The sequence below is a fragment of the Lysobacter sp. 22409 genome (assembly GCF_052045105.1).
Lineage (GTDB): Bacteria > Pseudomonadota > Gammaproteobacteria > Xanthomonadales > Xanthomonadaceae > Lysobacter > Lysobacter antibioticus_B.
The window spans coordinates 16,154-38,933 of the sequence record NZ_JBQEOE010000013.1; the positions used below are offsets into that span (position 1 = coordinate 16,154).

The 22,780-nt window shown below is 67.9% G+C and carries 19 protein-coding genes and 1 pseudogene; 8 read left to right on the forward strand and 12 right to left on the reverse strand.

From position 1 onward, the window contains the following. Positions 1–75: 75 nt before the first annotated feature. From ACTJJK_RS08790 to ACTJJK_RS08800, 3 genes are all read right to left on the reverse strand, one after another. Positions 76–1,824, reverse strand: a complete 1,749-nt coding sequence (locus tag ACTJJK_RS08790; RefSeq protein ID WP_223621724.1) for a hypothetical protein — start codon at positions 1,822–1,824, stop codon at positions 76–78. A gap of 227 nt (positions 1,825–2,051) precedes the next feature. Then, positions 2,052–2,981 carry a hypothetical protein gene (locus ACTJJK_RS08795; protein ID WP_440729996.1) on the reverse strand — a complete coding sequence of 310 codons (930 nt, stop codon included), beginning with the start codon at positions 2,979–2,981 and terminating at the stop codon, positions 2,052–2,054. A gap of 163 nt (positions 2,982–3,144) precedes the next feature. Further along, positions 3,145–3,729, reverse strand: coding sequence for an NIF family HAD-type phosphatase (locus ACTJJK_RS08800; RefSeq protein ID WP_440729997.1), 585 nt, complete (start codon positions 3,727–3,729; stop codon positions 3,145–3,147). Between the two features lie 277 nt (positions 3,730–4,006). Here ACTJJK_RS08800 and ACTJJK_RS08805 point away from each other — a divergent pair, with 277 nt between their 5' ends. The 5 genes from ACTJJK_RS08805 to ACTJJK_RS08825 all read left to right on the forward strand — a co-directional run bounded on the left by ACTJJK_RS08805 (position 4,007) and on the right by ACTJJK_RS08825 (position 9,864). Continuing rightward, positions 4,007–4,285 carry a DUF493 family protein gene (locus ACTJJK_RS08805; protein WP_031372063.1) on the forward strand — a complete coding sequence of 93 codons (279 nt, stop codon included), beginning with the start codon at positions 4,007–4,009 and terminating at the stop codon, positions 4,283–4,285. After that, positions 4,285–4,965 (forward strand): lipoyl(octanoyl) transferase LipB, encoded by a 681-nt coding sequence (gene lipB / locus ACTJJK_RS08810; RefSeq protein WP_223621787.1) that lies wholly within the window; start codon positions 4,285–4,287, stop codon positions 4,963–4,965. The genes ACTJJK_RS08805 and lipB overlap by 1 nt, the downstream gene beginning before the upstream one ends. Positions 4,966–5,091: 126 nt before the next feature. Then, positions 5,092–6,162 (forward strand): lipoyl synthase, encoded by a 1,071-nt coding sequence (lipA, locus tag ACTJJK_RS08815; RefSeq protein WP_440729998.1) that lies wholly within the window; start codon positions 5,092–5,094, stop codon positions 6,160–6,162. 383 nt (positions 6,163–6,545) lie between these two features. After that, on the forward strand, positions 6,546–8,759 hold the full coding sequence (locus tag ACTJJK_RS08820) for a carboxy terminal-processing peptidase (protein ID WP_036148601.1): 2,214 nt from the start codon (positions 6,546–6,548) through the stop codon (positions 8,757–8,759). A 277-nt stretch (positions 8,760–9,036) separates the two neighbouring features. Further along, positions 9,037–9,864 (forward strand): bifunctional transcriptional activator/DNA repair enzyme AdaA, encoded by an 828-nt coding sequence (locus ACTJJK_RS08825; RefSeq protein WP_036148599.1) that lies wholly within the window; start codon positions 9,037–9,039, stop codon positions 9,862–9,864. Between the two features lie 92 nt (positions 9,865–9,956). Here ACTJJK_RS08825 and ACTJJK_RS08830 read toward each other — a convergent pair whose 3' ends face one another. Further along, positions 9,957–10,460, reverse strand: a complete 504-nt coding sequence (locus tag ACTJJK_RS08830; RefSeq protein ID WP_051884961.1) for an Lrp/AsnC family transcriptional regulator — start codon at positions 10,458–10,460, stop codon at positions 9,957–9,959. 154 nt (positions 10,461–10,614) lie between these two features. Here ACTJJK_RS08830 and ACTJJK_RS08835 point away from each other — a divergent pair, with 154 nt between their 5' ends. From ACTJJK_RS08835 to rarD, 3 genes and pseudogenes are all read left to right on the forward strand, one after another. Further along, entirely contained in the window at positions 10,615–11,112 is a 498-nt protein-coding gene (locus ACTJJK_RS08835) for a GNAT family N-acetyltransferase (RefSeq protein WP_235186244.1), read from the forward strand. 135 nt (positions 11,113–11,247) lie between these two features. Further along, a pseudogene (yedA, locus tag ACTJJK_RS08840) lies at positions 11,248–12,138 on the forward strand (drug/metabolite exporter YedA); the annotation flags it as partial. Positions 12,139–12,233: 95 nt separating this feature from the next. Further along, positions 12,234–13,139, forward strand: a complete 906-nt coding sequence (gene rarD / locus ACTJJK_RS08845) for an EamA family transporter RarD (RefSeq protein WP_440729999.1) — start codon at positions 12,234–12,236, stop codon at positions 13,137–13,139. Between the two features lie 144 nt (positions 13,140–13,283). On the opposite strand, the gene ACTJJK_RS08850 is transcribed toward rarD, so the two are convergent. The 8 genes from ACTJJK_RS08850 to ACTJJK_RS08885 form a co-directional block, all read right to left on the reverse strand. Then, positions 13,284–14,375, reverse strand: coding sequence for a hypothetical protein (locus tag ACTJJK_RS08850; protein WP_440730000.1), 1,092 nt, complete (start codon positions 14,373–14,375; stop codon positions 13,284–13,286). Between the two features lie 100 nt (positions 14,376–14,475). Further along, positions 14,476–15,801, reverse strand: a complete 1,326-nt coding sequence (locus ACTJJK_RS08855) for an ABC transporter permease (protein WP_440730001.1) — start codon at positions 15,799–15,801, stop codon at positions 14,476–14,478. 10 nt (positions 15,802–15,811) lie between these two features. Next, positions 15,812–16,978, reverse strand: a complete 1,167-nt coding sequence (locus tag ACTJJK_RS08860; RefSeq protein WP_223621729.1) for an ABC transporter permease — start codon at positions 16,976–16,978, stop codon at positions 15,812–15,814. A 16-nt stretch (positions 16,979–16,994) separates the two neighbouring features. Continuing rightward, on the reverse strand, positions 16,995–17,687 hold the full coding sequence (locus ACTJJK_RS08865) for an ABC transporter ATP-binding protein (protein WP_031372051.1): 693 nt from the start codon (positions 17,685–17,687) through the stop codon (positions 16,995–16,997). 105 nt (positions 17,688–17,792) lie between these two features. After that, entirely contained in the window at positions 17,793–19,058 is a 1,266-nt protein-coding gene (locus tag ACTJJK_RS08870) for an efflux RND transporter periplasmic adaptor subunit (RefSeq protein ID WP_223621730.1), read from the reverse strand. A gap of 302 nt (positions 19,059–19,360) precedes the next feature. Next, positions 19,361–20,746, reverse strand: a complete 1,386-nt coding sequence (locus ACTJJK_RS08875) for a leucyl aminopeptidase family protein (RefSeq protein ID WP_031372049.1) — start codon at positions 20,744–20,746, stop codon at positions 19,361–19,363. Further along, positions 20,743–21,459, reverse strand: coding sequence for an HAD-IA family hydrolase (locus tag ACTJJK_RS08880; RefSeq protein WP_440730002.1), 717 nt, complete (start codon positions 21,457–21,459; stop codon positions 20,743–20,745). Before ACTJJK_RS08880 ends, ACTJJK_RS08875 begins: the two co-directional genes overlap by 4 nt. A 191-nt stretch (positions 21,460–21,650) precedes the next feature. After that, positions 21,651–22,778: an AI-2E family transporter gene (locus ACTJJK_RS08885; protein WP_440730041.1), complete on the reverse strand. Its 1,128-nt coding sequence runs from the start codon at positions 22,776–22,778 to the stop codon at positions 21,651–21,653. Positions 22,779–22,780 lie beyond the last annotated feature (2 nt).

A 22,780-nucleotide genomic window follows, 5' to 3' on the forward strand; every position in this document is an offset into this window, starting at 1 on the left:
CGAGTTGAAACGACGAGCCGGCATTGCCGGCTCGTCGCGTTTTGGGCCTGGTGCTGCGACGCGCGGTTGCGCCGATCACGGGATCCTGTTCATCGACATCGCCACGTCGGTGGCGCGCGAATACTCGGCGTAATCGACGTAGAGCTGGTTGATCACGCGGCCGCTGGCGTTCTCGCGGGGCAGGGCGGCCATCGCCGCGCCCAGGTTGCGGTTGGCCTCCTTCGACAGCAGCCACACGCCGGTCGGCGGCGTCAGCGTCCACGACAACAGGAACTGATCGCAGGGCAGTTCGGGGCGGTCGACGCAGGTGCCGTCGTAGGCCTGGAACTTGGCGATCTGGTCGGTGCTCATGGTGTCGTAGCTGGTCGTGTTCGAGTACTTGTCGTACATGCGCAGATCGCCGAGCTCGGCCGTGGGCGAGTCGGAATCGCGATACACCCAGATGCCGGCGGCGGGGATGTCGACGGGATAGTCCTCGTCGCAGACGACCAGGACCACGCCGGACTGGCGCAGGTACTCGCCCAGCGGGATATCCGACAGGCGTGCGCCCTGCGGGAGGTTCTGGAACAGCCAGCGGCCGAGCTTGTCCTGCAGCATCTCGACGAGTTGCTCGTAGATCCCGTCGGTGAACTTGGCGTAGTGCGAGAACTTCAGGATGACCAGCTCGCGGTTGCCTTCGTTCATGAAGCGCCTGACGTCGTCGACGATTTCCGCCAAGGCCGGCCCGGTGATCGGTCCGTGGCTGACGTAGAGCGCGCTGCCGTCCCACTTGGGCCGCAGGTCGAAGTAGCGGATGCCGTTGCTGAGCTGTTGGTACAGATCGAGGTTCTGGGTCTTGCCGAGCGACATCAGCAGGCCGTGCTGGTACATGCCGGCGTCGTGCGAGGCGCCGGTGGTCAGCCACGGCAGGGTGAGATCGCCGAGCACGCGCAGATTGTCCTGCATCCAGCGCGAGCGGTCGGCGACGCGCGAGGTCGACGCCCACAACGCATTGAAGTTTTCCGATTGGTGCACCTGGATCGCCATGCCGCCGTTGCAGGCGACGCTGGGCCGAGCGCCATCGTCGAAGTACACCGCTTCGCCGGCCCAGTCGATGCTCTTGCCGCGGATCCTGCCGAACCGCTGCAGCACGGTCTTCTGGTCGGTGTTTTCGTAGACGACGATGACCTCGCCTTCCGGGGTCAGCGCGACCGAGGCGTGGCTGCCGGCGCCATAGAGAGTCGGTGGCCCCCAGCTGATTCCGTTGAGGCCGAGTTTGCCGACGCGGTAGTGCAGATCGGAGTCCGAGGTGTTGCCGCGCACCATCACCACGTCGTTCTGGGCGTTGATCGCGATGCCGGGCTGGATGCCGGCATCCAGATAGGTATTGCCCTGCCAGACGATCGAGTCGGTGTCCTCGTCCAGCCGGCCCAGGTTGCACCAGATCTTGGCGTTCCAGGACGATTCGTGAACCTCGACGATGGCCTGCCGGTTCATCGCCACGCAGGGGGCTTCGCCGCTGGCGTATTTGACGCTCTCGCCGAAGACGATGCCGTCCTCGTCCCATACGCCGATGCGGCAATACAGGTCCGATCCGCCGGCCGCGCGATGCACCTCGACCATGACCCGGCCCTCGATGGCGATGCCCGGCTCGGCGCCTTCGCCGAACGCCACGCTGTCGTCCCATTCGATCGCCATCTGCCTGAGCCGGCCGCTGCAATAGTTCAGGCCGCTGGCGTCGGCCGATTCGTGGACTTCGATGATGCGACCGTCGCGGCCCAAGGCGACACGGGCATGGATGCCTTTTTCGTACTCGAGACCGAGGCCAAAGAACACGTTCTTCATGAGCAATCTTCCTGCGAACTGAGCGGGTGACGTCGAGGCGAGTCGTCCGGCCCTCGCCACACGGGATCGCGTGCACCGGCCCGTGCCGGTGCGGCACCGTGTTAAGCGTTTCGCAGGGGGATTTGTGAAGACGGGCGGGGCCGCGAGGTCGCGGCCCGCGCCGTCTCAAGCGCCAGGCGTCGGCGCGCGCCGGGGCGCGCACGGAGGCGGCGCCGCAGGATCGAAGGCTATCGCTTGGCGAGCGGCAGCTTGGCGATGATCGCGCTGCGGAACTTCGTCGCCAAGGCGTGGAAGCCGGCTTCGCTGGGATGCATTTCGTCGAACCACTGGCTTTCGGCGGACAGCGTGCCGCGCAGGTCGACGTAATCGAAGCGCCCGGCGAAGCGCGCATCGTGCTTGAGCTCGCGCAGCACGTGCTTCTCGAAGCCGTCGATGAGCATGCGCCCGAAGCGTCGGCGCTCGTCCGGGGTCTTGGCCGGGTCGGCATGGACGATGGCGTTGATATGCGGCCCGATCCAGGGCCCGACGCTTTTCTTGAGCAGCGCGGCGACGCCGATATTGCCCGGCGTCAGCGCCCCGGGCCGCCCGATCAGCTGCGGATAGTCGTAGCTATGGGCGAGGATCGGCGCATTCGGCCGGGCCGCCAGCGCCGCCTGCACGAACAGCGCATAGGCCTGGCGGACCTTCTCGTATTTGCCGGTGTCGAGCACGCGCTGGAACGCGGCTTCGGCGGAGAGATTCTGTTGGCCGGCGAAGGTGCGCTTGAGAAACTGGTCGACGAAATCGTTGCCGCCGGCGCTGAGCAGGATCAGGTCGAACTCGAACCTGCCGTACCAGCCGATGATGTCCTCGATGTTCTCGGGCACGAACATCGAGCGCTTGGGATGGTCCTCGTTGCGCGAGGCGTGGTCGCCGCTGTGCTCGGCGCGGAAGAACAGGCCGCCCTGGCCGAGCAGCGGTATGCCGCGCTCCTCGTCCTCCGGGGCCGGCGAGACGATCCAGTCGAGCAGGTTCATCGCCAGCGGCGTGGAGAACCACGAGTCGCCTTCACAGAAGATCACCGGCGTGCGTTCCAACAGACGAGCGCGCTTGAGCGAGGTGTAAAGACTGCGGAACTGGCCCCGCAAGGGCAGGGCGACGGATTGGCTGGCGGGCATGGCGAGTCCTTCCTGATTTTTCGACTGCAATTGCTTTGATAACCCACTCGACACTCATCGGGTGAGAACGATGGCGCGCGCGATTCGCGGTCATTGTCCACGGTTCGGCCGGGCTCGGAATCCCTGTTCAGTTCATCATCGCCGACGCGCGGCTGCGTTGCGGCTAGGGCATCGCCAGCGACAGCCGCTCGCGCCAACGCCGCTTCTCGATCGTGCGCACATTCGGCTCGTGCGCCAGGCGATCCAGGTAAGCCATCAGCCGCAGCAACTCGTCATCGCTCTCGTCCTCGCCCAGGTACTCGCGTACGCAGACCAGGTTGCCGTAGTTATAGGCGTGCTTGCTCGCGGTGTCGTCGATGGCCAGCATGCGTTCGAGGCGATATCCGTGGCGCTTGAGCTTCTTCAGCCGTTTGCGGTTGAGGTATTCGCCGGTGGTCCAGTCGCGGCTGATCGAGCAGCGTTCGCTCGACCAGACGAAGCGCAGCGACTGCGGCGGGAACAGGGCCGCGACGAACGCTTCGGCATAAAAGCGCCCGGACGACGTCCACACGCCGACGTCGAAGTTCGCCAGGGCATACGCGATGAAGCGCTCGGCGTGCGGACGCCGATAGACGTGGTAGCTCAGTGCGCGCAAATCCGCGGCGCGATCGAGTTCGACTTCGCTGGCATGGACCAGGGTTTCGTCGAGATCGAGGACCAGGAGCAGGCGATCGGTCGAGGCTTCCTGCGTGGCGTGAGGCGCTGGCATGTCGTGTCGTGAATCCGTTCGGGGGCAGGGCCGCATCGCGGGGGCGAGGGGAGCGAGCGGCTGCGGAGCAGTAGCGGGCCGTGCACTGTCGTCGCAGCGGCCTTGCTGAATTTGGCAGCCCGGATGGCGCCACGGCAAGGTGGACGCATGGGTTTCCATGCGGGCCACCTCGCATCGCCAGGCCCGATTCAGGCCGCGCCAGCCGTTCCACCCCCGGCACGCCGCCGTCCCATCCCTGCGCTTGGGTTGCCCCGCCAGCGGACCCATAATGGCGCTCATGGACATTCATTCCGACAACCCCGACCACGGCTTCCAGTTCCCCGGCTCGTTCGAGCTCAGCGCGATGGGAGCGGCCGACGCCGGCCTGGAGCGCGAACTGCCGCAGCTGTTGTTCCAGGCCGGGATCAGCGTGGAAACCGAAACCATCCAGTGGAAGCATTCCTCGACCGGCAAATACGTGTCGGTACGGTTGAGCTTCCGCGCCGAGAACCGCGAGCAGTACGACCTGGCCCACCAGGTCCTGCGCGAGCATCCGGAAGTGAAGTGGACGCTGTAATCGACGCCGTCGCCGCCGTGCTCGGCGGCGTCAACGCGCCGCCGCGCGCGCAGTTGCGCGACCTCGGCCGCCAGCCCTACGAACCGGTCTGGCGCGCGATGCAAGCCTTCACCGACGCCCGCGACGCCGACACGCCCGACGAGCTGTGGCTGGTCGAGCACGACCCGGTGTTCACCCTCGGCCAGGCCGGCAAGGACGAACACGTGCTGATGCCGGGCGATATCCCGGTGATCCACGTCGATCGCGGCGGCCAGGTGACCTATCACGGCCCCGGCCAGATCGTGCTGTACCCGCTGTTGGACCTGCGCCGGCTCAAGGTGGGCGTGCGCGAGTACGTCGACCGCATCGAGCAGGCGGTGATCGACACCCTGGCCGAGTGGAACATCGAGGGCGCCCGCCGCGACGGCGCCCCCGGCGTCTACGTGGCCGGGGCCAAGGTCATGGCCCTGGGCATCCGGGTCCGCCGCGGCTGCACTTTCCACGGCCTGGCCTTCAATATCGCCATGGACCTGGAGCCGTATCGGCGTATCAATCCCTGTGGTTACCAGGGGTTGCAGGTGACCTCGGTGGTAGACTTGGGCGGCCCCTCGGGCCTGGATCAGGTCAAGCCGGTGCTGGTCGCGCAGCTTGCGCGCCAGTTCGGACTGACCGTCGAGGATGCGGCGCCGTTGAGCTTTTGATTTCCGCAGGGCGGATGAGGGCGCGCCTATCCGCCAGCCGCCGCGACTCGCGGTAGCCATGCCCTCGCCCCAGCCTTCTCCCGCTCGCGGGCGAGGGATTCAACAGCCAAGAGTCGAAGCAACGTCATGACCAACCCCGTCTCCAAGTCCATCCCGCTCACCGTCGTCAGCGGCGGCGCGCCCGAGGCGCTCGTGCCGGCGGTGCTGGAGTCGACCACCATGACGCCCGGCGCCAAGCAGATCGGCAGCGACAAGATCAGCCGCTCGCCGGTGCAGTTCGCCGACGTGCCGGCGCTGCGCAAGCCCTCGTGGATCCGGGTGCGCATCCCCTCGGGCAATTCGGTCGCCCAGCTCAAGGCGAAGCTGCGCGAGAACCGCCTGGTCACTGTCTGCGAAGAAGCCAGCTGCCCGAACATCCACGAGTGCTTCAGCCACGGCACTGCGACCTTCATGATCCTCGGCGAGGTCTGCACGCGCCGCTGCTCGTTCTGCGACGTCGCCCACGGCCGGCCGAAGCCGCCGGATGCGAGCGAGCCGGCCAACCTGGCGCGCACCGTCGCCGACATGGGCCTGAAGTACGTGGTCATCACCAGCGTCGACCGCGACGACCTGCGCGACGGCGGCGCCCAGCATTTCGTCGACTGCATCGCCGCGGTCCGCAGCGAGAGCCCGCGCACCAAGATCGAGATCCTCACGCCCGACTTCCGCGGCAAGGGCCGCATGGAGCGCGCGCTGGACATCCTCGACACCAATCCGCCGGACGTGTTCAACCACAACGTCGAGACGGTGCCGGACCTGTACACCAATGTCCGCCCCGGCGCCGACTACCAGTGGTCGCTGACCCTGCTGCAGAAGTTCAAGGCCCAGCATCCGCAGGTCGCGACCAAGTCCGGGATCATGCTCGGCCTCGGCGAGACCATGGAGCAGGTGCAGGCGACCCTGCGCGACTTGCGCGCGCACGACGTCGACATGATCACCATCGGCCAGTACCTGCAGCCGACCGCGCACCACCACCCGGTGCTGCGTTACTGGACCCCGGAAGAGTTCAAGGAACTCGAGGTCTACGGTCTGTCGCTGGGCTTCACCCACGTCGCTTCGGGCCCGCTGGTGCGTTCCTCGTACCATGCCGACCGCCAGGCGATCGAAGCCGGCTTCGCCGAGACCTCGAACGACTGGACCGACCGCGCCGCGGTCTGATCCTTCGCGGCTCGCCCGAGCCGCACGGCGGCCGCAGGGCCGCCTCGAACGCCGGCCCGCGCAAAGCCGGCCGGCGGACATCGCCGGCGGCTGGTAACCGGTCTCAGCGACCGGCGCCGTTGCTTCGCGCAACGCTGCTCCAGTGGCACGGTCTCGTCCCGCCGCGACGGCCGGGACGGCCCGGCATGAACGCCGAAACAGGCGTTTGCCGGCCGCGATAACGACTCGCTAACGCCGATCACGCTCAAACTGAACCGCTTTCACGCCGGTAACGCTTAATCGCGCGTTGCGGACGTGACAGGGCCGGCAACTTTCGGCACTGTGGTCTTGTCCAAAGCCGCTACATCCTAGACATCGGCCCTCTTGGCCGAGAAGACTTCGCGATGACCCTCAAGAACAAGCGTGCCGTTACCCTGCTAGCAGGCTTCCTGCTGACCGCTCCGCTGGCGCTGCTGGCGCGGCCCGACGCAGTCAGCGCTCCCAAGGCGTCCACGGCATTGCCGAGCGCGCCGACCGCGGACCAGACCACGGCGGCGAAACTCGTCTACGGTTTGTTGTCCGACAGCCGCTACGCCTACCGGCCGCGCGCGCTCGACGATGCGCTGTCGGCCGACATGTACAAGCGCTATCTCGAATCGCTGGACGGCGGCAAGCAGTTCTTCAGCGCCGTCGACATCGCCCGCTTCGACGCCAGCAAGAACAAGCTCGACGACGCGATCAAGAGCGGCGACCTGTCGCCGGCCTACGCGATCTTCGCCACCTACAAGCAGCGCGTCGACGAACGCGTCGCTTACGCCCGCGGCCTGCTCAAGCAGCCCGCCGGTTTCGAGTTCACCGGCAACGACCGCTACGACTACGACCGCAAGGACGCGCCCTGGGTCGCCGACACCGCCGCGCTCGATGCGCTGTGGAAGCAGTCGGTGCGCAACGACTGGCTGCGCCTGAAGCTGGCCGGCAAGAAGCCCGAAGACATCGCCAAGACCCTCGACAAGCGCTACGCCAACATGGCCAAGGGCATCGCCGAGCTCAAGGGCGAAGACGTCTTCCAGACCTTCGTCAACAGCTACGCCAACGCGATCGATCCGCATACCGATTACCTGACGCCGAAGTCGGCCGACAACTTCAACATGACCATGTCGTTGTCGCTCGACGGCATCGGCGCGCAACTGCAGAAGCAGGACGACGTGGTCGCGATCCGCGAAGTGATCCCGGGCGGCCCGGCCGCGCGCAGCAACCTACTCAAGGCCGGCGACCGCATCGTCGGCGTGGGCCAGGGCGACAGCGGTGCGATGGAAGACGTGATCGGCTGGCGCATCGACGATGTGGTCGCCAAGATCCGCGGCGCCAAGGGCACCAAGGTGCGCCTGGACGTGGTGCCGGCCGAGTCGGGCCTGGACAGCAAGCCCAACCGCATCGTGCTGGTGCGCGACAAGGTGCGCCTGGAAGACCAGGCCGCCAAGTCCGAGGTCATCGACATCCCCGCCGCCGGCGACGCGCCGGCCAAGCGCATCGGCGTGATCAAGCTGCCGGGCTTCTACCAGGACTTCGAAGGCCGCCGCAAGAACGCCAACGACTACGCCTCGGCCACCCGCGACGTCGCCAAGCTGCTGACCAAGCTGCGCGGCGACAAGGTCGACGGCGTGGTCCTCGACCTGCGCAACAACGGCGGCGGTTCGCTCAACGAAGCGATCGAACTCACCGGTCTGTTCATCGACCGCGGCCCGGTGGTGCAGGTGCGCGAATCCGGCGGCCGCGTCAGCGTCGAAGGCGACAGCGACACCGGCATCGCCTGGGAAGGCCCGCTCGCGGTGTTGATCAACCGCGGCTCGGCTTCGGCCTCGGAGATCTTCGCCGGCGCGATCCAGGACTACGGCCGTGGCCTGGTCATCGGCGAGACCACCTTCGGCAAGGGCACGGTGCAGAACCTGGTCGATCTCGACCGCTGGCCGGCCAACGAAGGTCCGCGCTTCGGCCAGGTCAAGCTGACCATCGCCCAATTCTTCCGCGTCAGCGGCGGCTCGACCCAGAACAAGGGCGTGGTGCCCGACCTGGCGTTCCCGGTGTCGGTCGACGCCACCGAGTACGGCGAGAGCACCTACGACAACGCCCTGCCGTGGACCAAGATCGCCGCCGTGCCGCACACCAGCTACGGCAACTTCGCACCGCTGCTGCCCAAGCTGGAGACGCTGCACAGCAGCCGTATCGCCGGCGACAAGGAGTTCCAGTGGTGGTCGCAGGACGTCGCTCAGTTCCGCGAAGAGCGCGCCAAGAAGTGGATCTCGCTCAACGAGGCCGAGCGCCGCGCCGAGCGCGACCGCGACGACGCCAAGCGTAAGCAGCGCCAGGCCGAACGCAAGCAACTGGGCCTGGAGCTCGATCCGCTGGCCGACGACGCCAACGACGACGGCCTGGCCGCCGCCGAGCGCGATATCGCCAAGGATGCGGCGCGCGAGAAGCTGGCCGAGAAGCGTCCGGACCCGCTGTTGCGCGAGTCGGCTTCGATCCTCGCCGACGCGGTGCGCCTGCTCAACAACGACCGTCAGCTGTCGGCGCAGGTGTTGCCGACCGCGACCATGCCGGGGCACTGGGCCGACTGAGCCGAGTTCCGCATCGCGAAACGAAAAGCGCGCCCGTGTGGCGCGCTTTTTTTTGTGTCGCGGGTAAAGCGATAGCCCCCGAAGCTGAAGGGCAGGGGCGGCGTCTCAGCGGGATGTCCTTCGCTCACGAGCCGCGACCGCGTATCGACCGTCTCGTCGCGCCGGGCCCGGTCGTCGGCTGCTTCTTCCGCCCCGATGAACCACGGCCGAAAATCCGACCCGGCGCCGCGCAAGATCCGGATAGCGAGGCTGCGGCAGCGGGCCTAGTCTGTCGGCTATGAACAGCAAACCCCACAACGACAAGCTCGAACAGGCCCGCGCGCTGCTCGATGGCGGCGAGCCTTCCCTGACCGAACTGGCCGAGACCGTCGGCCTCAGCCCCTCGCACCTGCAGCGGCGTTTCAGCGCGCGCTTCGGCCTGAGCCCGGCCGAGTACCTGGCGCAACGCAAGCTCGGCAGCCTGCGTTCGGCGTTGCGCGAAGGCCACGACGTCAGCGCCGCCTTGTACGACGCCGGCTACGGCTCGCCGTCGCGGGTCTACGAAAGCGGCGCGGCCAAGCTCGGCATGACCCCGGGGCGTTACCGCGCCGGCGGCGCCGGCGAGCAGATCCGCTGGAGCCTGGCGCCGACCGCGATCGGCACCGCCCTGGTCGCCACCACCGCGCGCGGCATCTGCATGGTCGAGCTAGGCGACGACCCGCAGGCGCTGGAAGCGAAGTTGCGCAGCGAGTTCCCGCAGGCGCTGCTGGAGCGCGTCGATGCCGGCCGCGACGAATTCCTCGCCCCGCGTTTGCGCGCGGTCGCCGATACCCTGGGCGGGCAGGGCCATGCCGTGCCGCTGGACCTGATCGGCACCGCCTTCCAGAAGAAGGTCTGGGACGCGCTGATGAAGATTCCGGCCGGGCAGACCCGCAGCTATGCGCAGATCGCCGAACAGGTCGGTGCGCCGCGTGGCGCGCGCGCGGTGGCGCAGGCTTGCGCCAACAACCGCGTCGCCGTGGTCGTGCCCTGCCACCGCGTGGTGCGCGGCGACGGTTCGCTGGGCGGCTACCGCTGGGGCCTGCCGCTCAAGGAGCGCCTGCTGCAGCGCGAGCGGGCGGCCTGAGAAGCGGGAATCGGGAATGGGGAGTCGGGAANTGTCTCTACGATTCCCGACTCCCCATTCCCGATTCCCGCCCAGCGGCGCCGCCGCTGGGCTCAGCCCCTCCGCTTGCGTGCGGCCCGCGGCGCATCGCGCGTCGGTAGTTCCAGGCCGTGCTTGACCACGTCGAACACCAGGTGGGTGTCGTAGCGCTTGATGTTGCCTTCGTCGAGGAACAGGCGGTCGACCACCTGGCGGCAGTGCGAGACCCCGGTCGTGGCCAGGATCACCAGGTAATCCCACTCGCCGGCCAGGGTGTAGCACTGCTGGACCTCGGGCGCGGCGCGCACGCGGGCGTGGAAGGCCGCATGGCGTTCGGCCGACTCGCGCTCCATCGTTACCCAGACCGCGGCCAGGGTGCTGCCGAGCGACAGCGGATCCAGCACCGCCACCTGGCGCATCAGGCCTTCCTGGCGGTAGCGGGTCATGCGCCGCTGTACCGCGCTCGGCGACAGCCCGATGGCGTCGCCGAGCTCGCTCAGGGTCGCCGAAGCGTCGCGCTGCAGCAGTTCGAGCAGCTTGTGGTCGAACTCGTCCAAAACCAGGGGTGGGGTGCTCATGCAAGATTTTTGCGTTGATGCGGGCAAATATTCAACCGCAATTTGACTGACATCGATACGCTATTCACGATCCCGTCGCATGAGGAATTTTTATGTGCGGGATCGCTCCCCCGACCTATTCGATACGGACGCCCCCGGGATGTCCCGGTACGTGATGCAAGCCGCTATGCCCGAGCAGGTCGGCGAGATTCTCGCGCTGATCCGCGAACACGGCCCCAATCCCTGGAATTTCCTGCCCGACGTCGAGCTCGCCGCACATCTGTCGGCGATCCGGCGAGGAAGAACGCAGGCGGTCGTCGCTTTGCACGACGGAGAAATCGTGGCCGTCGTCACATTTGAGCCGAGCGATGCCTTTCATCGCTACCAGCCGTCCGGTCGCGAGATCGAATGGCAGGGTCATGTCGGCGAAGTCGTAGTGCACCGCGGTCATCGCGGACAAGGACTCGGCACTCGATTGTTGAAGGCGGCGGTCTCGCGCCTGTTGCAAATGGGTTTGATCGAGATCTACGTCGAGCGCCACGAGGAAAACCAAGGTTCGGCCGGAATGATGCGCAAGGCCGGCTTCGTGGTGATCGACGTATTCGACGATCCGCGTCGCCGCGACGTAGGCAGCCGCAGGACGGCGGTGTCGCGTTACGGGCCGCATCCCTGATCGAGGGCGGCGCGATCGTCGAGATCGCGACGCCGGTGTTTTCGCTCCTCGCCGTTTCGACCCGAATGCACGTCACCACCGGCCGACCCGCGTCGTCCGTCCCTCCGCTGTTGCTCTTCCCCCGGAATCCGCGTCATGAGCGCCGTTTCACCGACCGCTGAACGACTGGCCCCTGGCGCCCTCGCGGTCGCCTTCGCTTTGGGGTCGGTCTATGTGCTGTGGGGATCGACCTACCTGGCGATCCGTTTCGCCCTCGAAAGCTATCCGCCGTTCCTGCTCGGCGCCGGCCGCATGTTCCTCGCCGGCGCGATCATGTATGCGGTCCTGCGTTGGCGCGGCGTCGCCCCGCCGAGCCGCAAGCAGTGGCGCACCCTATGGCTGCTGTCGATCTGGATGGTGCTGTTGTCCAACGGTTTGGTGAACCTGGCCGAGACCGAGGTGGATTCGGGCCTGGCCGCGATCGCGGTCGCCTCGATGCCGTTGTTCGCCGGCGTGTTCGCCATGCTGCGCGGGCGCCATCCCTCGAAGATCGAGTGGATCGGCCTGGCGATCGGTTTCCTCGGGGTGATCTGGCTCAACGCCGGCAGCAAGCTGTCGGCCTCGACCCTCGGCTTGGTGTGCCTGACCGTCGCGCCGATCGCCTGGGCCTGGGGTTCGATCTGGAGCCGCGACCAGGACCTGCCGTCGCCGTTCATGGCCGCGAGCGCGCAGATGCTGACCGGCAGCATCTGGATGCTCGGTGCCGCGGTCGTGACCGGCGAGCGCATCACCGCGATGCCGACCTGGGCCGCCACCGGCGCGATGCTGTACCTGGTCGTCGCCGGTTCGATCTTCGGTTTCACCGCTTACATCTGGTTGCTGCACCACGTGCGCCCGGCGCTGGCGACCAGCTACGCCTACGTCAACCCGCCGATCGCGGTGCTGTTCGGCGCCTTGCTCGCCGGCGAACGTTTCACCTCGCACGACCTCGGCGCCATGGCGGTGATCCTGGTCGGCGTCGTCATCATCACCCTGGCCCGCGCCCGCGCGGCCAAGCCGGCTGTGCCCAAGCTCGTGGAAAGCAGAATCGACGCGATCGATGCGATCGAGCCCGGCGCAGCGGCGGAAAAGGAAACACGCGCATGAATGCTGCCACCGACCGCCGCGGACTGTGGATCGCGGTCGCCTCGTTCGTCCTGTGGGGCCTGATGCCGCTGTACTGGCATCTGCTCAAGGCGGTGCCGTCGCTGCAGATCGTCGCCCATCGCGTCGTCTGGAGCACCTTGCTGGTCGCCGCCTGGCTCGGCTGGACCTTGGGCCGGCATTGGCTGCGCGAGGTCCTGCGCCAGCCGCGCAAGGCCGCCATGCTCGGCGTCAGCGGCGCCTTAATCGCCTTCAACTGGGGCCTCTACATCTGGGCGGTCAACGCCGGGCATGTGATCGAGACCAGCCTGGGGTATTTCATCGGCCCGCTGGTCAGCGTGATGCTCGGCGTGGTCTTCCTCGGCGAGCGCCTGCGCACGGCGCAGTGGATCGCGATCGCCTTCGCCTTCGCCGGCGTGGCCTGGCTGACCTTCGAGTACGGCCGGCCGCCGCTGATCGCCATCGGCCTGGCGGTGTCGTTCGCCTTGTACGGATTGATCCGCAAGCTGGTCGTGGTCGAGGCGGTGACCGGCCTCGGCGTCGAGAACGTCTATCTGTTCTTGCCGGCGCTGGCCCTGATGTTCTGGGGCGAAACCCACGGGCAAGGCAGCTTCATCGGCGGCTGGGGGCTCGGTACCGCGCTGCTGCTGGTGGTCGCCGGTGCGCTGACCGCGCTGCCGCTGATCGGCTTCGCCTATGCGGTGCGGCGCGTGTCGCTGACCGCGATCGGCCTGCTGCAATACGTCGCCCCGACCCTGCAGTTCCTGATCGGCGTGCTGATCCTGCGCGAACCGTTCAACGCCGAGCGCGCGATCGGTTTCGTCATCATCTGGGTCGGTCTGATGATTTTCGCCGGCGAGGGCGTGCTGCGCTCGCGGCGGGTGGGGGTCGCTGCAACAGCTTGAGATGTGCGAGGCGATCCCAGTTCGCTGGATGCGGGCAGTCTCTTCAGCGACAGCGCCTTGCGAAGCCGACAGTGCACACATCGCCCTCCCTCGCTTCTGAGTCGCGAGCAACCCACGGACAGCGCCGCCGCCGTGCGCCCGCTCTCAGCCGATCAAACCCTCCGAGAACGCCTTCGCCAGTACGTACGCCGTCACTATTGCGGTTGCGAGCAGGCCGCGGCCGAGCGCGCCTTCATGCCAGCGCCGTTGGCGCGTGCGCTGGCGAACCTGCTGGCGGCGCTGCGAAACCGTCGCGAGCGCGGCGGCCTCTTGCTGCGCCTGCAGACGTCGCGCGAAGTCGGGCGCGGCGGCCGTCGCATCGCCGTTGGCATCGATCAGCGCAGGCGTAAACGCAGGCGCATTCGCCTGGTGCGTCGATGCGAGGGCCGGAGCGCGCGCGAGCAGGTACTCGGCGACCTCGGCATCGTCCATCTGCGGTTCCCAGTCGTCGACGAACGGCGCCGGCACCCGCCGGCGCAGCGACAAGGCCGTCGTATAGGCGGTGTCGACCGGCATTCGATAGCGATCGAGAAACAGCAGCACCGGTGCGTAGCGCCGCGCCGAGGCGCCGTCGAAGGAAAGCAGATCCTGTTGCCAGACCGGCAGCCGGGCGAGGTAGCGGCCGGGCGCGCTCAGGCAGACCTGCAGGCCTTCGCGCGGCACCTCGAACCGGTCGTCGCGATAGCGCCGCAATCCGACTACGTCGTGCCAGACGATCAGGCCGAAATCGGGGCAATGGATGCCGGCGGCGTCGATGCGCAACTCGAGCTTGGCCCGGTTGATACGCCGCAGCACGAACGCGCTGCCCGCCAGCAGCGCCGCGAGCGCGCCGAGCATTGCCGATGCGCCGTAATGGCCGGGGCCCCAGGCTACCCAGGCGAGCAGAGCCGTCGCCGCACTCGCCCCGGTCAGCCACCACAAGGTCGTGCGTGGATGATGGGCGATACCGCGCACCGAACCAGTGCCCAGTGCCTCGCGGGTCGAACGGTGCAGGTGATCGTCTTCGCGACGGTCGATGCGATATACCGCAACGACGCTGGCGCAGAGGCCGGCCAGGCATGCCAGCAACAGCGCCAGAGTGAGCCAGGGCGGGTGCTGCGGCGACAGGCCTTGCTCGTTGAAGGCGAGCGGCAGGGCGATCGCGCCGAGCACGATGCTGAGGACACGGTAAAAACGTCGGCGGATCGTTGCGTTCATTACGGCTCGGCTTCCATGCGCCGGCGCCTACGCTAGCGCACCGGTCAATCCGGCAAAAGCGGCGGGCCCATCGTCGCCGACGGGCCCGCCGTGCGATCCCTCACAGTGCGCGCAGGGCCGAAGTCACCGGCAGGTTGGCGGCGCGCAACGCCGGGAACAGGCCGCCGACGAAGCCGATCGCCAGCGCCCACTTCAGGCCGCTCCACAGCAGTTCGCCGGTGACGCGGAAATCGAAGGTCAGCTGGCCGACGCCGCCGGCGATGGTCGAGGCGGTGTAGCCGTTGAAGATCAGCCACGCCAAGGCGCCGCCGATCACTCCGCCTAGCAAGGCCAGCAGCATCGTTTCCAGCATCACCGCCACCACCACCGGCACGCCGCGGAAGCCGATCGCGCGCAGGGTCGCGATCTCGCGCGCCCTCGTCGCCACGGTGGCGAACATGGTGTTGAGCGCGCCGAACACCGCGCCGATCGCCATGATCGAACCGACCACGATGCCGATCACCCGGATCACCTTGGTCATGGTTTCGGATTGCTTGGCGAAGTATTCGGCGGTGGTCGTGGTGTCGACCTGCAGACGCGGGTCGCCGGCCAGGGCCGCCTTGAAGCTCTTGAACTGTTTGGCGTCGCTGAGCTTGGCGATGACCGAATTGCGCGAAGCGCCGCGACGGTAGGTCGAGGCGACCATCTCCGCATCGGCCCACAGCTCCGAATCCATCGCATCGCCGGAACGGAACACGCCGACCACGGTCCACAGTTCGCTGCCGAGGCGGATCTGCTTGCCGACCTGCATGCCGGTGAACTGGCGTACCGCGCCGCTGCCGACCACGACTTCGCGTTTGCCGGATTCGAACTTGCGGCCTTCCACGATCTTGAGCTGCGGGCGCACGTCGAAGGCGCGGTCGCCGACGCCGCGCAACTGCACGCTGCCGTCCTCGTCGGGCGCGCCGCCCTTGATCGGCAGGTTCGCCGCGACCACCGTCTCGGCCGAAGCCAAGGGGCGGCCGTCGGCGCTGCGGGCGATGCCCGGCGCCTGCGCGATGACGTTGATGCTGTCCAGGCTGAGGGTGGACATCACCTCGGCCGCGGACGCACCGCGCAGGACGATGACGCTGTCGTCGCTGCCGGTGCTGCGCAGCGTCTGCTGATAGCCCTCGGCCATCGACAGCATCGCCACCAGCACCGCGACCACGCCGGCGATGCCGATCACGACCACCGACGACGAGCCCAGGCGCTGGCTCAGGGTGCTGATGCCGACGCCGGCCACCGAGGCAGCCTGGCGGCCGCTGCGGGTGAAGAACATCCATAGCGCGAACAGCGCGGCCAAGCCCAGCAGGGCCGGCCACGGCAGCATCGACCAGGCGACGAGGCCGGCCACCAGGGCCACGAATACGGCCAGGCCGCGTGCGAACGATTTGAGTCTCTTCATTGCGTTCTCCTCAGCGTCCGGCCAATGCATCGACGATGTTCAGGCGCATCGCCCGGATCGCCGGCAAGGCGCCGACCAGCAGGCCGATGGCGATCATCAGGCCAAGGCCCAGCGACCAACTGTTGAGGCCGATCGGCGGCACGCTGATCGCGCCGCCGCTGGCGGTGCTGACGATCGGGCCGAGCACGCCGGCGATGGCCACGCCGACGACGCCGCCGATCAACATCAGCAGCACCGATTCGGCCAACACCAGCCACAGCACGCTGTGGCTGGAAAAGCCGATCGTCTTCAACACCGCCAGCTCGGAGGTGCGCTCGCGCACCGCCTGGGCCATGGTGTTGCCGGTCAGCAGAACCAAGGTGAAAAACACCGCGCCCATGATCGAACCGACGATCAGGCCGATGTCGGCCATCTGCTTCATCCAACTGGCCGAGGCTGCGGCTTCGGTCTGGGTCTTGGACTCGTGATCGGAGTTGGCCGAGATCGCGTCGATGGCCTTGGCGATACGGTCGGCTTGGTTGACGTCCTTGACCTCGGTGACGTACCAGCCGACCTGGCCGGTGTTGTACGGCGTGGAATCGTCGAAGTACTTCCAGTGCAGCAGGATCATCTGGTCGAACCAGGCCCCGGATTTCTTGTCGGTGGCCGAGATCACCCCGGAGATGTCGAAGATCCAGTTCTTGCTGCCGTCGCGGTTCGGGAAGATCGTCGATTGCAGCGGCAGTTTTTGCCCGACCTTCCAGTTGAAGCGCTTCATCAGGCCTTCGCCGACCAGCACGCCGGTGCGGGTGGCCTCGAAGGCTTTGCGCTGCGCCTTGTCGACGGCGATTTCCGGATACAGGTCGAGGTAGTTCGGCGCCACCGCGAAGCTGAAGATCTGGTTGTGCGGGTCCTGGTAGGCGCCGCCGAACCAGTTCGCGTACGACACCTGGCTGACGCCCGGCACTTGGCCGATGCGGTCGTTGAGCGACATCGGCAGCGGTTGGATGAAGGACAGGCGCGAGCCGGTCTGCAGGCGCTTGGCGCCGTTGGCGCTGTTGCCGGCCTGCTCGAAACTCTCGCGCACACCGTCGAGCAGGCCGAACAGCAGGAACGCGGCGATGATCGACAGCAGGGTCAGCAGCGTGCGCGTCTTGCGACGCATCAGCTCCGCCCAGATCAAATGGAAATATTTCATGGGGGCCGCTCCCGGCTCAGGCCGCGTGCGACTGCTGCTCGACCAGGGTGCCCTTGTCGAGATGCAGGGTGTGGGTGGCGTACTCGGCGGCCTTCGGATCGTGGGTCACCATCACGATGGTCTTGCCGTGTTCGCGGTTGAGCAGCTGCAGCAGGTTGAGGATCTCCTCGGCCGCATGGCGGTCGAGGTCGCCGGTCGGTTCGTCGCAGATCAGCAAGGTCGGGTCGGAGACGATCGCGCGTGCGATCGCCACGCGCTGCTGCTGGCCGCCGGACAGTTCGTTCGGGCGGTGCTTGCCGCGGTCGGCCAGGCCGACCAGGGTCAGGGCGATCTCGGCGTTGCGCTTGCGCTGGGCGCCGTTGAGCGGGGTCAGCAGCAACGGCAATTCGACGTTCTTCTGCGCGCTCAAGGCCGGCATCAGGTTGTAGAACTGGAACACGAAGCCGACGTGGCGGCTGCGCCACTGCGACAGCTGGCCGGAGCTCATGCGGTCGATGCGCTCGCCTTCGATCGAGATCTCGCCGCCGCTGGGGTTGTCGAGGCCGCCGATCAGATTGAGCAAGGTGGTCTTGCCTGAACCCGACGGTCCCATCAGGGCGACGAAATCGCCCTTGGCGATGTCCAGGTTGATGCCGTGCAGCACTTCGACCTTTTCCGGGCCGCGCTGATAGGTCTTGGTGAGGTTGTTGATCGAAACCAGGGTGTCCATCTTCGACTTCCTCGAACGTGGATCGGTGAAGGGGCGAGGGCGCCGGAGGCGGCGCCGCTCGCAGATTTGGCAGGCGGATTCGGCAGGCGAGCGGCTCGCGCTCGCTCAGTCTTTGCTATCCGACGAACCGGGGGCGTCGTTTTCGACACGCACCGGGCCGCCGTCGGCGAGCGAATCCGGCGGGGCGAGCACGACGGTCTCGCCGCCGCTCAGGCCCTGGGTCACTTCCTGGTCTTCGCCGAGCTTGCGGCCCAGGGTCACCGCGGTCTGCGCGACCTTGCCGTCGGCGACGACGAACACGTTGTCCTTGCCGTCGCGTTGGACGATGGCCGCGGCCGGCACCATCGCGCTGGGCTTGCGCTGGGCGGCCTGGGCCGGCTTGGCCGCCTCCAGGAAGCTCACCCGCACGCCCATGTCCGGAACGATGCGCGGGTCGCGGTTCTTGATCGCCACACGCACCTTGACCGTGGCCTTGCCGCGGTCGGCGGTCGGGATGATCGCGATCACCTCGGCCGGGATCTTCCAATCGGGGTAGGCGTTGAGCACGGCCTCGACCGGCATCTTGGGCTGCACGCGGCCGATGAAGGCTTCGCCGACGTCGACCTCGATCTCCAGCGAATCCATGTCGACGATGGTGCCGATGCCGGTGCGGGTGAAGCCGCCGCCGGCCGACAGCGGCGATACGATTTCGCCGGGCTGGGCGGCCTTGGCGGTGACCACGCCGGAGAACGGCGCGCGCACGATGGTGTTGTCGACGCCGATGTCGGCGATGCGCAAGCCGTCGCCGGAGACCTTGACGTTGCGCTGCGCGGTCAGCAGTTGCGCACGCAGTGCATCGCGCGTGGCCACGGCCTGGTCGTATTGCGACTTGGATACGAGCTGCTGGCCGGCGAGCGTCGCCAGGCGCCTGGCGTTGGCTTCGGCCTCGGTGAGCTGCGCCTGCACGCGCGCGGTCTCGCTCTGCGCCGCGCCGAGCTGGGCGGCGCTGAGCTCGCGCTGGGCGTTGGCGTCGATCGGGTCGAGCGTCGCCATGATCTGGCCTTCCTCGACGCGCTGGCCTTCCTCGATCATGACCTCGCGGACCTTGCCGGTGATCTTGGCCGAGACCGTGGCCATGCGCCGCGCGACCACATAGCCGGAGGCATCGAGCACCGAGGCGCCGGCGCCGTTGCCGCCGCCGATCGCGGTGACCGTGGCGGTTTCCACGCGGGGGCCGCCGTTGCGGCCGAACATCGCCCAGGCGGCGATGCCGAGTACGACGAGAATCAGCACGGCGATGCCGATGAACAGGCCACGACCCGGGCCGGAGCGCTCGGGCGGACGATTGCGGTCGATGCGGAGCTCTTTCAGCAGATCAGCGGATGCACTCATGGTCACAACCAAGACGCCAGATATTGGCTAGTGTGACTGCGGTAGCCCTTGCGCGCCAACGTGCAGAAAGTCAGTTTTTGTCAGCGCCGGTGTCGGCGGTTTTTCATGACAAACGTCATGGTTTCACGCTCTTTGCGCGCGGCGATTCACGACTCCCGCGCCAATTCGCGGGCGCCATCCGTTTTGTGCAGGGCTTGCGGATTCGCGCCGGGACGAGCGCTGCGTGCGCTATTGCGGTCTGTGTGCGGTCCCTGGCCAAGCAACTGAATGCGGCGGGACGCGCCCGCCGCATTGCCGGGCGATCAGCGCGCCGAGCGCGCCTTGAGCATGGCATAGGCCGCGCGCAGGCCCTGGGCCTCGCCACCGGCCGGGCGACCGGGGCGGTCGGCGTCGTTCCAGCTGTAAACGTCCAGATGCGCCCACGGCAGCTCGGCCGGGACGAAACGCTCGAGGTACAACGCGGCCGTTACCGAGCCGGCCATCTTCGACGGGCCGCCGTTGGCGAGGTCGGCGATGTGGCTGGTCAGGTAACGCAGGTAGGGGCGCCACAACGGCATGCGCCACAGCGGGTCGCGCTGCTGGATGCCGGCGTCGAGCCATTCGGCCGCGAGTTCGTCGCGATTGGCGAACAGCGCCGGCAGGTCCGGGCCGAGCGCGATGCGCGCCGCGCCGGTCAGGGTGGCGAAATCCAGCAGCAGCTCCGGCGCTTGCTCGCCGGCATAGGTGAGGGCGTCGCAGAGGATCACCCGGCCTTCGGCATCGGTGTTGTCGATCTCGACGCTGACGCCCTGGCGCGTGGCGATGACTTCGCCGGGGCGGAACGCGTCCGGGCCGACCGCGTTTTCGACCGCCGGCACCAGCAGGGTGATCCGCAGCGGCAGCTTGCGCGCCATGATCAACTCGGCCAGGGCGATCGCGTGCGCCGCGCCGCCCATGTCCTTCTTCATCCAGCGCATGCCCTCGGCGGGCTTGAGGTCGAGGCCGCCGGTGTCGAAGCACACGCCCTTGCCGACCAGGGCGATGTGCGGATGCGCCGGGTTACCCCAGCGCAGTGCGATCAGCCGCGGCGCGCGATGCGAGGCGCGGCCGACCGCGTGGATCGCCGGGAAGTTCTGCGCGATCAGCTCGTCGCCGGTTACGACCTCGATGTCGGCGCCGTGGCGCGCGGCGATCTCGCGCGCGATCGCTTCCAGCTCGGCCGGGCCCATGTGCTCGGTCGGGGTGTTGATCAGGTCGCGCACGCGCCAGCTCGCGGCGACCAGGTCGAAGATTTCGTTGCCGCCTTCCGGGGGCGCGTCGACCAGCAACTGCGCCGGCGCGCGCGGCGGCGCCTTGTAGCGGCTGAAGCGATAGCTGCCGATGCCCCAACCCAGTCGCAGTGCGTCCAGGGTGGCGGCGTCGTGCTGGCCTTCGATGCGCCAGGTGCGCGCCGGCAGCGCGAATGGCGCATGGCCGTATGAATACGGATCGAGCGGATCGCCGACCCCGAGCACGCCGGCGGCGATGCGGCCGTCGCCGCCCGGAACCACCACGGTGCTGCCGGGCGTGCCGTCGAAGCCTTGCGCGTCGAGCCAGGCCACGGCCGAATCGGCCAGCGTTTCGCGCCAGGTCTTGAGCGAGGCGCGGCTGACCAGGACCAGCGGCAGGGCGTCGCTGGCGTCGTCGGTGAAACCCAGGGGCAAAGTCATGCGGCAGCGGTATCCGTGCGATGCGCCGTGTCCAGCCAGTCGGCCAGGGCGGCAAGGGTGGTGAATTCGAGATCGGGGCGCAGTTCGGCGTGCGGCCATTGCCGGCCTTCGCGGTTGATCCAGCAGGTGCGCAAGCCGGCGCGGGCGCCGCCGACGATGTCCATCTCGATGTCGTCGCCGACATGCAGCACCTGCGCCGGCTCGACTTCGAGGCGGCTGCAGGCGGCGTGGAAGATGCTGGCGTCGGGCTTGGCGCGGCCGTGCTCGCGCGCGCCGAGCTGGAAGCGGAACAGCGGCATCAGGCCGATGCGTTCCAGGTCGGCGTTGCCGTTGCTCAACGCGGCCAGCGGCACGCGCGCGGCCAGGCGCGCGAGTGCTTCCTCGCTGTCGGCGTAGTGCTCGACCTCGCAGCGCGCGGCGAAGAACACGTCGAAGGCCGGCGCGACCAGGGCGATGTCTTCGCCGGTCTCGCGCAGCATGTGCTCCAGGGTCAGGCGACGCTGCTGGGTGAAATCGTGGGCCAGGTCGGGGCGCTCGGCGGCGATGCGGTCGCGCAGCTCGCGCATGGCTTCGATCGGGAAACGCTCGGCGGCGCGCGGCGCGTGCTGGCGCAGCCAGGCGTCGAGGACGCTTTCGGCCCGGATCATGACCGGGGCGATCGGCCAGATGGTGTCGTCGAGGTCGAGGGTGATGGCGCGTACAGGAAAGCTCATGGCGGCATTTTAGCGCGCCGCGGTCCGGGGTTTGGGCGATGCCGCGCAGGAAACGCCGACAGGGGCGGGCGGATCGGGGCGGGATAATGTGCTGCACGAGGCCGCGGACGGGCGGCTGCCGTCGTGCTGCGGTATTCAGGAACGTTCGCCAAGGCCGGCCCTGGCGGAGCGGCGCGCGGATCGCCGTCGCGTCACTCCAGCAGCTTCGACCAGCCTTCCATGCCCTCGATGCGCGCCAGCACCAGTTTCACGCAGACCAGCATAGGCACGGCGAGCAGCAGGCCGATGATGCCCCACAGCCAGCCGAAGAACATCAGCGCCAGGATCAGCACCAGCGGCGACAGGCGCATGCTGCGGCCGAGCACGATCGGGGTGACCGCCTGCGACTCGATCGCGTGCAGCAGCAGATAGACGCCGGCCGGCAAGAGCGACGGCAGCAATTCGTCGAACGCCACCAGGCCGGTCATCAGCATGATCAGCATGCCGATCAGCGGGCCGACGAAGGGGGCGAAGTTGAGGATCGCCGCCATCGTGCCCCACAGCAGCGACTCCTGCAGCGGCACCCCGAGCGCGTACAGCGCGCCGGCCAGGGCCAGGCCGAGACCGCTGTTGATCAGGGTGATGGTGAGCACGTAGCGCGAGATCTCGTGCTCGATCGAATGCAGGATGTCGATGGTCAGTCTTTTCTGCTGCGGCCCCGGCAGCAGCGCGATCGCGTTGCGTTGCAGGGACTCGCCATAAACCATGAAGAAGAAGGTCAGCAGCACCACCGCCAATACCTGGGCGATGTATTTCGGCGTCGAGGTCAGCGCGCGGTAGGGATCGTTGAGTTCGGTCTTGATCACCTGCACCGGCTTGCTGGTGCTTTCGCCGCCGGCGGCGCGCGCGATGTTCTGCGCGGCGCGATTGGCCTCCTGCATCGGCTTGGTCATCTCGCGCAGTTTCGGCGCCAGCTGTTTCATCTCGCGCGGCACCTGGCGCACCCACTCGCTGGCCGGCTCGACCAGTTGCAGGGCGAGCACGCCGGAAATCGCCAGTCCGCCGACGATCACCGCCACCGCGCCGATCACGCGCGGCAGATAGAGCTTCTGCAGCAGGCGCAGGATCGGGTTGCCGACCAGGGCGAAGAAGGCCGCCAACAGGATCGGCAGGATCAGTTCCTGGGCGGCCCACAGGGTGAAGCCGACCGCGAGCACGGCGAGTACGTACAGCGGCACCGGCGCCTTCGGGCGCGTCGCTGCGGCGGGTGTCGCCGCTGCGGCGGGTTCGGGCTCGGGCGCGTTATCGCCCGGCGGAGGTTCGGCCGAATCCGGCTCGATGG